We start from the raw sequence: 12,575 nt of genomic DNA on the forward strand, positions 1-12,575 counted from the left end.
CAGGGCCGGAAGGGACAGGGCAGTGGACTTCACCTTCACCGAAGAACAGCACGCCGCCGTCGAGGCGGCCAGGGCCGTCTTCTCCGACGTCGCACCCGACGCCGTACCCAGCCCCGCCCTCACCCCCGGCGCGGTCGCCGACGACTACGACCGCCCACTCTGGGCCCGCCTCGCCACCGCCGACCTCCTCGGCCTCACCCTCGACCCCGCCCACGGCGGCGCCGGGCTCGACCCCATCGCCCTCTGCCTCGTGCTGCGCGAATCAGCCCGCGTCCTCGCCCGCGTACCCCTGCTCGAAACCACCGCGGTCGCCCTCACCCTCCAGCAGTACGCACCGGCCGACACCGCCGCCGCCCTGCTCCCCCGCGTCACCCGCGGCGAACTCGTCCTCACCGCCGCCGCCCACGGACGCACCGGACACGACCCGGCCCCCCTCGCCGTCACCGCACACCGGGACACCACCGGCTGGACCCTCGACGGGCACACCAGCTCCGTCCCCTGGGCCCACCAGTCCGAGCTCATCGCCGTCCCCGCGCACACCCCCGACGGCAGGACCGTCCTCGCCCTGCTGCCCCGCACCCACCAGGGCCTCACCCTCGCCGACCAGTACGGCACCCACGGCGAACTCCTCGCCGAACTCCACCTCGACGGCGTCCACCTCGACCCCGCCGACGTCATCGAAACCGAAGGCGCCTGGGAACAGCTCCGCGACCTCCTCGCCACCGGAACCTGCGCCCTCGCCCTCGGCCTCGGCGAACAAGTCCTCACCATGACCAGCCAGTACACCGGCAAGAGGGAACAGTTCGGCCACCCCGTGGCCACCTTCCAGGCCGTCGCCGTCCAGGCCGCCGACCGCTACATCGACCTGCGCGCCATGGAGGTCACCCTCTGGCAGGCCGCCTGGCGCCTCACCACCGACGCCGGCGGACCACTCCCCGCCGGCGGGGACATCGCCGTCGCCAAGATCTGGGCCTCCGAGGGCGTACGCCGCGTCGTCCAGACCGCCCAGCACCTGCACGGCGGCTTCGGCGCCGACACCGACTACTCCCTGCACCGCTACCACGCCTGGGCCAAGCACCTCGAACTCGCCCTCGGCCCCGCCGCGGCCCACGAGGAGGAACTGGGCGACCTGCTGGCCGCCCACCCCCTCGCCTGAACCACCACAGGACTACAGCACGTACGCGGGGCTCCCGCCGTCCGCGACCATCGGGCGCCCCGCACCCTCCCAGGCCAGCATCCCGCCGTCCACGTTCACCGCGTCGATGCCCTGCTGCACCAGGTACTGCGTGACCTGCGCCGAACGCCCGCCGACCCGGCACATCACGAACGCCCGCCGCCCCTCGGCCACGGCCTCCGTCACCTCACCGAACCGCGCCACGAAGTCGCTCATCGGCACGTGCATCGCACCCTCGACATGACCGGCCGCCCACTCGTCGTTCTCACGGACGTCCAGCACCAGGGCGTCGGCCGGCACGGAGGCCGCGTCCACCGACGGCAGCGGGGCGAAATTCATGGGACAGGCCTTCTCTCACACAGAGGGGGCACCCGCGAACACGGACGCCGAACCCTCGAAACCTACTGCACCGACCGCACCAGCACGGCGAGCTCCGCCTCACGCTCGCCGACCTGCGCCAGCAGCTGATCCGCGATCTCCTCGAGCAGCCGGTCGGGATCGTCCGGTGCCATCCGCAGCATCGCGCCGATGGCACTGTCCTCCAGCTCCCGGGCCACCCCCGACAGCATCTCCTTGCGCTGCGACAGCCACTCCAGCCGCGCGTACAGCTCCTCGCTCTCGCTCAGCCGCAGCTCCGCCACCGGTCCGGCCGCCCACTCCTCGGACAGCTCCCGCAGCAGCGCCTCGTCGCCCCGGGCGTAGGCCGCGTTCACGCGCGTGATGAACTCCTCACGCCGCTGCCGCTCGCCCTCCTCCCGGGCCAGATCCGGATGCGCCTGCCGCGCCAGCTCGCGGTACAGCTTGCGCACCTCGTCCGAGGGCCGCACCCGCTTCGGCGGCTGCACCGGCCGGTCGGTCAGCATCGCCGCCGCCTCGGCGGACAGCCCGTCGGAGTCCACCCAGTCGTGGAACAGCTCGTCCACCCCGGGCATCGGCATGACCGCGGCCCGCGCCTCCTGCGCCCGCCGCACGTCCTCCGGATCCCCGGTCCGCGCCGCCCGAGCCTCCGCGATCCGCGCGTCCAGTTCGTCGAGACGCGTGTACATCGGGCCGAGCCGCTGGTGGTGCAGCCGGGAGAAGTTCTCCACCTCGACCCGGAACGTCTCCACCGCGATCTCGAACTCGATCAGAGCCTGCTCAGCCACCCGCACAGCCCGCTCAAGCCGCGCCTCGGGCCGCTGATCAGCCGACCGCTCACCGACCGGCGGCTCGTCCACGGTCAGCCCATCGGCAGGCAGCTCACCCACGGACCGCTCGCCACCAGGCCGAACACCCTCGGGCTCGACACCCTCGGGCAGCCCGCCCTCGGACAGCCCCTCCGCGGGCCGCTCACCCTCGGACCCGCCACCCACGCCCTGGTCCACGCTCACGTCCACGCCCGTCCACGTCCTCGTTCCGGCTCGTCCCATCCAGCCTACGGTCCTTCGGGGGGGCCTCCCCCCTCCCTCCCCCTCCCCCCTCCACCCCCTCGCCCCCCCGTTTGAAGCCGGTCCGGAGACCGCTCAGGCGTCAGACGCCCAGTTCCGCCGCCATCCGTCCCGTGCGGATCGCCGACAGCAGGTCCTCGTGGTCGGCGGTGGTGCGGTCCGCGTAGGCGATGGCGAAGGCCGCGACGGCCTCGTCGAGCTCTTCGTTCTTGCCGCAGTAGCCGGCTATCAGGCGCGGGTCGGCGCTGTGGGCGTGGGCGCGGGCCAGCAGGGCTCCGGTCATGCGGCCGTAGTCGTCGACCTGCTCGGCGGTCAGGGCGGCCGGGTCGACGCTGCCCTTGCGGTTGCGGAACTGGCGCACCTGGTAGGGCCGGCCCTCGACGGTGGTCCAGCCGAGCAGGATGTCGCTGACGACCTGCATCCGCTTCTGCCCGAGGACCACTCGCCGGCCCTCGTGCCCCGCGTCCGGGACGGTGAAGCCGGCCGCCGGAAGGTAGGGCAGCAACGCCGAGGGGCGGGCCTCCTTGACCTGGAGGACCAGGGGCTCGCCCCGGTGGTCGAGCAGGAGCACCACGTAGGAGCGGGTGCCGACGCTGCCGGTGCCGACGACGCGGAACGCCACGTCGTGCACGGCGTACCGCGCGAGCAGCGGCAGCCGGTCCTCGGACACGGTGCCCAGGTACTCGCCGAGGGCGGTGGCGACGGCCGTGGCCTCCTCGTCGGGGACCCGGCGCAGTACGGGCGGCGCGTCGACGAAGCGTCTGCCGCCGCCGTCCTCGTCGGTGACGGCTTCGGTCGAGCGGGCGGCGAAGCGGGCGCTGGTGTTGTTGCGGGCCTTCGCGGAGACCCGTTCCAGGGTGCCTATGAGGTCCCGGGCGTCGGTGTGGGAGACGAGTTCCTCGTCCGCGATGGCGTTCCAGGCGTCGAGTGCGGGGAGCCGGGAGAGGAGCCGCATGGTGCGGCGGTAGGCGCCGACGGTGTCGAAGGCGGCGGCCCGGCACATCTCCTCGTCGGCGCCCACCTCGCGGCCGGCGAGCACGAGGGAGGTGGCGAGTCTTTTGAGGTCCCATTCCCAGGGGCCCACGACGGTCTCGTCGAAGTCGTTGAGGTCGATGACGAGGCGTCCTCGGGCGTCGCCGTAGAGGCCGAAGTTGGCGGCGTGGGCGTCGCCGCACAGCTGGGCGGCGATGCCGGTGACGGGGGAGCCGACGAGGTCGTGGGCCATGAGTCCGGCGGAGCCGCGGAGGAAGGCGAAGGGGCTGGCCGCCATCCTGCCGACGCGTATCGGTGCGAGTGCGGCGACGCGGCCGCGGCTCGACTCCTCGACGGCGGCCACGGCGTCCGGCCGGCCGGCGGCGAGGACGAGCGTGCTGTGCGATGCCCGGGGGACGTCGCGGCGCAGGTCCTTGCCGCGTTGCTTGGCGGAGCCGGTGGCCGTGGCCTCGGTGCCGCCCGCCGCGCGGCGGGCGAACCCGGGAACGTGCGGGATGCGCGCGTCGCCGTGGGTGTGGGTGCGCTGCCCCGGAAGCGTTGTCCTGGTCTCGTCCATGGGACGACCTCCCCCGATCCTTGCCTGTCTGCCAACATCAACTTCGTCGACTGGCATGAAGGTACCGCCGGGGCCGCCGGGTCGTCTTCCCCTGTGGACAACGGCCTGTGGACAACTCTTTCCGCGGGTCGGACGGGCCGGGTCAGACCCCGACGGCCTCCTCCATCTCCTCCTCGACGTCCCGCTCAGCACCCCGCCCGGAGTCCTGCCCGGAGCCCTCCTCGGACCCGTTCCCGGACCCGTTCCCAGCGCCCTGCCCCGAGCCCTGCCCAGCGCTCTTCTCGATCTTCGTCTCCGGTGTGCGCGCTGCCGCTCGCGTCCGCCGGGCCTCGGTCCTTCCGGCGGTGACGGTGATGAGGACGCCCGCGAGGAGCCAGAAGCCCAGCACGAGGACGTTGCGGCCGAGGTCGTCGCCGGCGAGGTAGACGTGGCCGCGGACGCCTTCGACGAAGCCCGCGCCGTTCCAGAAGGCGTGCAGCGAGCCGAAGAAGCCGGGCTGGAGTTCGGGGCGGTAGATGCCGCCGGAACTGGTGAAGTTGAGCATCACGAACAGGACCATCACGCCGAGGGTGGTCCAGCGCTTGAGGAACGTGTGGAGTCCGACGCCGATCAGCAGGATGCCGGCGGAGTACAGCCACGACAGCGCCCAGACGCCGCCGAGTCCCTGGTCGACGAGGTGGAAGAGCGGTCCGGCGAAGACGGCGCCGATGAGGCTGACGACGAGGGACATGCCGGCGGCGAGGAGGGCCCTGATCCGCATGGGCAGGACGGCGCCGGCGCCGCCGATGACGGCGACGGAGGCGTACGAGCCGATGCTGAGGGCGACGAGCAGGAAGAAGACGCCCTGGCCGGTGGGGTCGCCGGAGGCGACGGGTGCGACGTCGGTGACCTTCAGGGGGTCGCCCTGGGTGGCGGCGACCTTGGTGAAGACCTTCTCGACGGCCATGGCGCTGGTGTCGGAGGAGGCGGAGGCCACCAGGAGCTCGGGCCCCGCAGCCGCCCCGCCCGCCTGCGCCCCGGCCTGCGCCCCGGCGGTCCGCCCCGCCTCGGTCTGCCCGCCGGGTATGTACGCGCCGAAGCTGGCCCGGTCGCGGAGGTGGGCGGTGGCGGTGGCGCGGTCGGGGACGGTGCGGACGTCGAGGGCGCCGGCGCCCTTGTCCTGGAGGGTCTGGGCGAGGACCTGGGCCTGGGGGCCGGAGCCGACGATGTCGACGCGCAGGTCGTGGGGCTGGGGTGCGTGGAAGGCGCCCAGGTAGGCGAGGCCCATGCCGATGCACATCAGCAGGGGGGTGAGCAGATGCCCGAGGACGTGGCGCAACGCTCCCTGGGTGGATTGTCCTGCGGATCCTGCGGACACCCGAACCTCCATGGTTGGCTTTTACAACTAAATAACCGTTGTACTATACAACCGAAGAGAGGGATCGGGCCACCGGGCCCGGCCGTCCGGTCCGACCACGGGTCCCTCGGCGACAAGGAGCGCACCATGAGCGACGGCGCGCGGGATGCGTCCCTCGACACGATCGAGCGCGAGCTGACCGCCTTCGCCCGCAGGGCGCGGGCCGCGGCCGCCCGGCTCCACCCGGAGCTGCCGCTGGTCTCGTACACGCTCCTCGCCCACATCGACGACCAGCAGGGCTGCAGGGCCACGGACCTGGCCGCCCACTACCTCCTGGACAAGTCGACGGTGAGCCGTCAGGTCGGCGCCCTGGAGAAGCTGGGTCTGGTCGAACGGCGGCCCGACCCGGACGACCACCGGGTCCAGGTGCTGCACCCCACCGGGAAGGGCACCCGGCTGCTCGCCTCCACCCACGCCAGCCGGCAAGCCGCGTACGAGGAGCGCCTCAAGGACTGGTCGGCCGACGACCTCGCCCGGTTCGCCGCGTACCTGCTCCGCTACAACGCGGCCGGCGGCGCGGGTCTCCCCGACGCCAAGGACTGACTCAGAGGCGGGCGTCCCGCGCGAGCAGGGCCGCCTGGACCCGGTTGTCGCAGCCCAGCTTGGCGAGGATGCGGCTCACGTAGGTCTTCACCGTCGCCTCGCTCATGTGCAGTCGGCGGCCGGCGTCCGCGTTGGAAAGGCCCTCGCCGAGCAGGGCCAGCACCTCGCGCTCCCGTTCGCTGAGCGCCGTCACCCGGGTCCGTGCCTCCTCCGCCCGGGCCGCCTCCCGCCCGGAGGCCAGCTGCTCGACCACGTGCCGGGTGGCGGCGGGGGAGAGGTACGCGTCGCCCGCCGCCGCCGCCCGTACGGCACGGATCAGTTCGGCCGGGGCGGTGTCCTTGAGCAGGAACCCGGCGCCGCCGTGCTCCAGGGCCCGCAGCACGTTCTCCCGCTCGCCGAAGGTGGTCAGCACGATCACCCGCGTCGAAGGCGCGGCCCGGCGCAGCTCCGGCAGGGCGGAGAGCCCGTCGAGCACGGGCATCTGGATGTCGAGCAGCAGGACGTCGGCGGCGTGGGCGCGGGCCAGGTCGACCGCCTCCCGGCCGTTCGCCGCCTCCGCGACGACCTCGATCTCGGGGTCCGAGGTGAGGATCATCCTGATGCCGGCCCTGATCAACGGCTCGTCATCGGCGATGACGACCCTGATCTGCCGGCTCCCTGCCACAGCCACAGCCACTCCCCCACGGCTCACTTGCGCTCACGGGCCCGCGTCCGGGCCCGGCCGGCACCGGCCGCGCCTAGCGCACGACCTCGTACGACTTCTTCTCGATCAGCTTGCCGTCCTTGAAGCAGAACCGGAAAACGGGCTCGCTCTCCATGCTCTCCCCGGTCTCCGAGCTCATCAGCACCAGGCACGAGGAACCTTCGGGCTCCTGGGGGCCCTTGCCGTGCAGGCCGGTGGTGGCGATGGTGTCACCCGAAGGAAGCCGGTCGCGCACCTCCTGCTCGGTCTGCCCGACCTTGACGGCGTCGTACTCGCCCGGACCGATCATGCCCTTCTGCATCGACCCCATCAGGAAGTAGAGGCCGAAGCCGCCCGCCACCAGCAGCAGCACGAGGGCGGCGAACGCGATCCCGCACCCGATCGCTATCCCACTGCCCGTGCTCCTGCCCCTGCCCGCGCGCATCGCCATCGCCCACTCCCGTTCGGTCACCGTCCAGTCGGGCGTTCCGACCGCGGCCCGACCACCGTCGCGTGAACGGGGCCACCGCGACTGCTGCCGGAAGTCGTCGGCGGCATCGACGAAAGGATCAGCGGGAGAGGGGCCGTGGGAGGAGCCGCCTGCGCCGGGAGCGACGCCGAGTTCGATGCCCGCCGTGAGCAGGTCCGGCTCGACGTACGGAGCGGCCTCCACCGCCCCGTACGGCAGGACGCCCGCGACGCGGAAGCCGCCGCCGTCGGCCGGGCCCGCGTGCACGATGCCGCCGACGAGCCGGGCCCGCTCGTGGAGTCCGGTGAGGCCCTGTCCGCCGCTGACGACGCTGGTCGGTTCGGCCGTCGCCGGTTCATTGAGGACCTCCACGACGAACGCGTCCGGCTCGTACCGCACTTCGACGGCTATGGCGGCGCCCGGCGCGTACTTGTAGGCGTTCGTGAGGCCTTCCTGGACGATCCTGTACGCGGCGTGGTCGACGGCCGGCGCGAGCGGCCGGGTCTCGCCGTGGCGGGCGAGTTCGATGGTGGTCCCGGTGGACCGGGCGGCGGCCACGAGTCCTTCGATGCCGGCGGTCCCCCTGGCCGCCTTGCCGGTCTCGTCCCCGGGCCGCGTCACGGGCATGCCCCCGGGTTCGACGGGCGCCTCCACCCCGTCGCGGAGGATGCCGACGACCTCGCGCAGCTCGTGCATGGCGTCCACCGAGGCGTTCCGCAGCACGCCGACGGCCTCGCGCTGGCGGTCGGTCAGGTTCGGGTCGACCTCCAGGGCGCCCGTGTGCACCGAGATCAGCGCCAGTTGGTGCCCGAGGCTGTCGTGCATGTCCTGCGCGATGCGCTGCCGCTCGCGCAGCCTGGCCTGCCCGGCGATCATCGCCCGCTCCCTGATCAGCTGGGCGTTGCGCTGCTGGAGTGCGTGCAGCAGGCTGCGGCGCTGGGTCCAGTAGCGGTGGGCGAGCCCGGGCGCGAGCGTCGTCGCGAGGAAGTACAGCGTGGTGATGAACGCGAGGGTCAGGATCATGCGCTGGTCCCAGGCCTCGATCACCGTGCCCGCGACGTTCAGCACGTACGCGGCGGTGAAGGCGGCCAGTGCCCGTCCGGCGCCCGCTATGTAGCGTCCGGCGGACCAGCCGATGAGGATCAGCAGGGCCAGGAAGCCCGGCACGAAGGGCGCGAGGAGCGAGGTGACGACGAGCACGGTCGCGGGGAGCCTGCGGCGCAGCAGCGACAGCACGGCGGAGCCCAGGGCGACGGCGGCGAGGGTCGGGCCGTCGCCGCCGAGCATGTCCTGGGTGCCGGCGGCCAGCAGCGCCATGACGACGGCGAGGACCAGCTCGCCCGCGGTCCGGCGCCTCGACCACTGGCCGGGCAGCACGAACCACCGCCGGGCGGCTTCGGACCACGTCCTGATCTTCCGGGGAGCTTCCACGCCCGCACGATAGGCGGCGCCGCGTACGGTCCGCCGTCCTCTTTCGTCGCGTCCCGCACCGACGAACGTCGCGCCCCCGGACGCCGGTCGCGAGGACCGGATCCCAAGCTCCGAACCCTGGGCCCGAGTTCGCACGCCGTCGGCACGACCTCGCACGTCGCACGCCATCCGTACGACTCCGCACGTCGCACGCCGCGCGTCCCACGCCGTCGGTACAACGCAGAAGCCCCGTAGATCTTTCGATCTACGGGGCTTCCGTCTGGTGCGCGAGGGGGGAGTTGAACCCCCACGCCCTTTCGGGCACTGGAACCTGAATCCAGCGCGTCTGCCTATTCCGCCACCCGCGCATTGGGTGATCTCCGAGCTTCTTGGCTTTTTGGCCCGTCCGCCTGGCGACATCTGAAGATTAGCACGTCGGGGGCGGTGGATTCACATCCGTTGTTTCGTCCTCGCCTCGGGTGACGAGGAGTGGGGGAGGGGCGCGAGGGAGGAAGGGTGGGGGACGAGAGGAGTGTGAGGAGGAAGACCCGTCGAGAAGCACGAGTGACGCACGGGGCCCTCCTGATCCGCCGCCGGGTGCGGGACACTGTCCACAGGCCACCTCTACGATCCGTGGGGAAGGTCTGCCGAAAGGTCTGCGGAAGGTCTGTGAGAGGTGACACTCGTCCACAGGGCAGAGAAGGGGAACCAGCCGATTTCCCGACGCGTGGATACGATCAGTAAGCAGTACCAGGACGACAACGACGGAGGAGGTGCCCCATGGGAGTCATGAAGCGGTTCGAGCAGCGACTCGAAGGTCTGGTGAACGGCACCTTCGCCAAGGTCTTCAAGTCCGAGGTCCAGCCCGTCGAGATCGCCGGCGCGCTCCAGCGCGAGTGCGACAACAACGCGACGATCTGGAACCGCGAGCGGACGGTCGTCCCCAACGACTTCATCGTGGAGCTGAGCGCGCCGGACTACGAGCGCCTCAGCCCCTACTCGGGTCAGCTCGGCGACGAGCTCGCCGGTCTGGTCCGGGACTACGCCAAGCAGCAGCGGTACACCTTCATGGGGCCGATCAAGGTCCACCTGGAGAAGGCCGAGGACCTCGACACCGGTCTGTACCGGGTGCGCAGCCGTACGCTCGCGTCGAGTTCGTCACAGTCCCCGGCGTCCCCCGCGTCCCAGGCGCCCCCGCAGCAGAACGCGCCCGGTGGGTTCCCGCAGGGGCCCCAGGGTCACCAGCAGCCGGCCCGCGGTGGCTACGGCTATCCGCAGGGCGGTCCGCCGGCCGGCGCTCCGCCGATGCCCGCGGCCCCGCCGCCGGGTGCGCCCGCCATGCCCGGACACCGTCCGGCCGCTCCGGCCACGGCCCGCCCCGGCGGTGCGGCCGCGGCGCCCGCGGCGACGGGTGCGGGCGGCCAGGTGCGCCGTTGGATCGAGATCAACGGCACCCGTCATCAGATTTCCCGCCCGACTCTGGTCCTCGGCCGCAGCACCGACGCGGACGTGAGGATCGACGATCCCGGCGTCTCCCGCCGGCACTGCGAGATCCGGACCGGAACGCCCTCGACGATCCAGGATCTCGGGTCCACCAACGGCATCGTGGTGGACGGGCAGCACACCACCCGCGCTACGCTCCGCGACGGCTCGCGGATCGTCGTGGGCAGCACCACCATCGTTTACCGGCAAGCCGAAGGGTGAAGCGGGGGCAATGTCAGAGCTGACCCTGACGGTCATGCGGTTGGGTTTCCTGGCCGTTCTGTGGCTGTTCGTGATCGTGGCCGTCCAGGTCATCCGCAGTGACCTTTTCGGCACGCGGGTCACCCAGCGCGGTTCGCGCCGCCAGGAGGCGCGTCCGCAGCAGAACGCGCGCCAGGCGGCGCCGCCGCAACAGCGCGGCCAGCAGACCGCGAGCGGCGGGGGCGGGCGCCAGCGCCGCGGCGCCCCGACGAAACTCGTCGTCTCCGAGGGCACCCTCACCGGCACGACGGTCGCCCTGCAGGGGCAGACCATCACGCTGGGCCGGGCCCACGACTCGACGATCGTGCTGGACGACGACTACGCGTCGAGCCGGCACGCGAGGATCTACCCGGACCGGGACGGCAATTGGATCGTCGAGGATCTCGGGTCCACGAACGGGACGTATCTCGACCGGACCCGTCTCACCACCGCGACGCCGATTCCGCTGGGCGCGCCGATCCGTATCGGCAAGACCGTCATCGAGCTTCGGAAGTAGTGCTACGTCATGATTGAGCGCGAGCGGAGCATGCGCGCCGGGACGGTCCCCACGACGGGCCGCCCCGAGCAGCGCGTGGCAGCCCGGCCAGTGGGCCAGGGCGGGCACGGGCTCCCGACCGGAGGGTGGGCAGTGTGTCTCGAGACCGGCGGCACCCCGAGGCGGCGCCGACAGGGCAGGTGGGCATGAGTCTGTCACTGCGTTTCGCCGCGGGCTCGCACAAGGGCATGATCCGCGAGGGCAACGAGGACTCCGGCTACGCCGGTCCCCGGCTGCTCGCCATCGCCGACGGCATGGGCGGCCAGGCCGCCGGTGAGGTCGCCTCGTCCGAGGTGATCTCCACCCTGGTGACGCTCGACGACGACGTCCCCGGCTCCGACATCCTCACCTCGCTCGGTACGGCGGTGCAGCGCGCCAACGACCAGCTTCGGATGATGGTCGAGGAGGACCCGCAGCTGGAGGGCATGGGCACGACGCTCACCGCCCTGCTGTGGACGGGTCAGCGCCTCGGCCTGGTGCACGTCGGCGACTCGCGCGCCTATCTGCTGCGGGACGGCGTGCTCACGCAGATCACGCAGGACCACACCTGGGTGCAGCGGCTCGTCGACGAGGGCCGGATCACCGAGGAGGAGGCGACGACGCATCCGCAGCGTTCGCTGCTGATGCGGGCGCTGGGCAGCGGCGATCACGTCGAGCCCGATCTCTCCATCCGCGAGGTGCGGGCCGGCGACCGCTATCTGGTGTGCTCCGACGGCCTGTCGGGCGTGGTGTCGCACCAGACGCTGGAGGAGACCCTCGCCAGCTACCAGGGTCCGCAGGAGACCGTGCAGGAGCTGATCCAGCTCGCGCTGCGCGGCGGCGGCCCGGACAACATCACGGTGATCGTGGCCGACGTCCTGGACGTCGACGGCGGCGACACCCTCGCCGGTCATCTCAGCGACACCCCCGTGATCGTGGGCGCGGTCGCCGAGAACCAGGCGCAGCTGAACGACGGCGGTGCGATGCACACGCCGGCGGGGCGGGCCTCCGGGCTCGGCCGGCCGGCGCCGCACCAGCAGCCGCCGGCCGGTGGTTTCGGCCCGCCCGGCAGCGGTGACGACCACGGCTACGGCGGGATGCCGCCGCAGGGCTCCTTCGGGGCGTACGAGGACGACGACTTCGTCAAGCCGCGGTCCGCGGGCCGTCGGTGGCTGAAGCGGTCGTTCCTGCTGGTGCTGGCGCTCGCCGTGGTCGGCGGTGCGCTGTACGGCGGGTACCGCTGGACGCAGACGCAGTACTACGTGGGCTCGAAGGACGAGCACGTGGCGCTGTACCGGGGCATCAGCCAGGATCTGGCGTGGGTGAAGCTCTCGGAGGTCGAGACGGACCATCCCGAGATCGAACTCAAGTACCTGCCCGAGTACCAGCGCAAGCAGGTCGAGGACACCATCACCGGCGGCAGCCTCGACAAGGCGCGGACGAAGATCTCCGAGCTCTCGGTGCAGGCCACGGCCTGCAAGAAGACGGAGGAGCGCCGTAAGGCGGCCGCCGCCGCCCCGGACCGGTCGAGCACGCCGCGCGGCACGGAGAACAACGCGTCGCCGAACCCCACCAAGCCCACCACAGCCGCACCGTCCCCGGGTCCGACCCTGTCCGCGGAGGAGCAGAAGCTGGCCTCGAACTGCGGCAAGCAGTAGGCAGACCCGT

11 protein-coding genes and 1 tRNA gene are annotated in these 12,575 nt (G+C 72.2%); 5 read left to right on the forward strand and 7 right to left on the reverse strand.

Annotation, left to right across the window (positions count from 1 at the left end):
* Nucleotides 1–22 precede the first annotated feature (22 nt).
* Nucleotides 23–1,156 carry an acyl-CoA dehydrogenase family protein gene (locus AB0Q96_RS09050; RefSeq protein WP_365323188.1) on the forward strand — a complete coding sequence of 378 codons (1,134 nt, stop codon included), beginning with the start codon at nt 23–25 and terminating at the stop codon, nt 1,154–1,156.
* A 12-nt stretch (nt 1,157–1,168) separates the two neighbouring features.
* On the opposite strand, the gene AB0Q96_RS09055 is transcribed toward AB0Q96_RS09050, so the two are convergent.
* From AB0Q96_RS09055 to AB0Q96_RS09070, 4 genes are all read right to left on the reverse strand, one after another.
* Nucleotides 1,169–1,513 (reverse strand): rhodanese-like domain-containing protein, encoded by a 345-nt coding sequence (locus AB0Q96_RS09055; RefSeq protein ID WP_365323190.1) that lies wholly within the window; start codon nt 1,511–1,513, stop codon nt 1,169–1,171.
* Between the two features lie 62 nt (nt 1,514–1,575).
* Nucleotides 1,576–2,391 (reverse strand): hypothetical protein, encoded by an 816-nt coding sequence (locus tag AB0Q96_RS09060; protein WP_365323325.1) that lies wholly within the window; start codon nt 2,389–2,391, stop codon nt 1,576–1,578.
* 292 nt (nt 2,392–2,683) lie between these two features.
* Nucleotides 2,684–4,150 (reverse strand): DUF2252 domain-containing protein, encoded by a 1,467-nt coding sequence (locus AB0Q96_RS09065; RefSeq protein WP_365323192.1) that lies wholly within the window; start codon nt 4,148–4,150, stop codon nt 2,684–2,686.
* A gap of 142 nt (nt 4,151–4,292) precedes the next feature.
* Nucleotides 4,293–5,519, reverse strand: coding sequence for a hypothetical protein (locus AB0Q96_RS09070; RefSeq protein WP_365323194.1), 1,227 nt, complete (start codon nt 5,517–5,519; stop codon nt 4,293–4,295).
* 114 nt (nt 5,520–5,633) lie between these two features.
* Here AB0Q96_RS09070 and AB0Q96_RS09075 point away from each other — a divergent pair, with 114 nt between their 5' ends.
* A complete protein-coding gene (locus AB0Q96_RS09075; RefSeq protein ID WP_365323196.1) occupies nt 5,634–6,089 on the forward strand; it encodes a MarR family winged helix-turn-helix transcriptional regulator in 456 nt (151 codons plus the stop codon).
* Between the two features lies 1 nt (nt 6,090).
* Here AB0Q96_RS09075 and AB0Q96_RS09080 read toward each other — a convergent pair whose 3' ends face one another.
* The 3 genes from AB0Q96_RS09080 to AB0Q96_RS09090 form a co-directional block, all read right to left on the reverse strand.
* Nucleotides 6,091–6,753: a response regulator transcription factor gene (locus AB0Q96_RS09080; RefSeq protein WP_365323327.1), complete on the reverse strand. Its 663-nt coding sequence runs from the start codon at nt 6,751–6,753 to the stop codon at nt 6,091–6,093.
* 73 nt (nt 6,754–6,826) lie between these two features.
* Nucleotides 6,827–8,557 carry a histidine kinase gene (locus AB0Q96_RS09085; RefSeq protein ID WP_365323329.1) on the reverse strand — a complete coding sequence of 577 codons (1,731 nt, stop codon included), beginning with the start codon at nt 8,555–8,557 and terminating at the stop codon, nt 6,827–6,829.
* Between the two features lie 374 nt (nt 8,558–8,931).
* Nucleotides 8,932–9,018, reverse strand: a tRNA-Leu gene (locus AB0Q96_RS09090).
* A gap of 412 nt (nt 9,019–9,430) precedes the next feature.
* On the opposite strand from AB0Q96_RS09090, the gene AB0Q96_RS09095 reads away from it, so the two are divergent.
* From AB0Q96_RS09095 to AB0Q96_RS09105, 3 genes are all read left to right on the forward strand, one after another.
* Nucleotides 9,431–10,354, forward strand: coding sequence for a DUF3662 and FHA domain-containing protein (locus AB0Q96_RS09095; protein WP_365323198.1), 924 nt, complete (start codon nt 9,431–9,433; stop codon nt 10,352–10,354).
* A gap of 10 nt (nt 10,355–10,364) precedes the next feature.
* Nucleotides 10,365–10,889, forward strand: a complete 525-nt coding sequence (locus AB0Q96_RS09100; protein ID WP_361834640.1) for an FHA domain-containing protein — start codon at nt 10,365–10,367, stop codon at nt 10,887–10,889.
* A gap of 185 nt (nt 10,890–11,074) precedes the next feature.
* Nucleotides 11,075–12,565 (forward strand): Stp1/IreP family PP2C-type Ser/Thr phosphatase, encoded by a 1,491-nt coding sequence (locus AB0Q96_RS09105; protein ID WP_365323200.1) that lies wholly within the window; start codon nt 11,075–11,077, stop codon nt 12,563–12,565.
* Nucleotides 12,566–12,575: the final 10 nt, after the last annotated feature.

The organism is Streptomyces sp. NPDC093111 (assembly GCF_040683955.1).
Classification (GTDB): Bacteria; Actinomycetota; Actinomycetes; order Streptomycetales; family Streptomycetaceae; genus Streptomyces.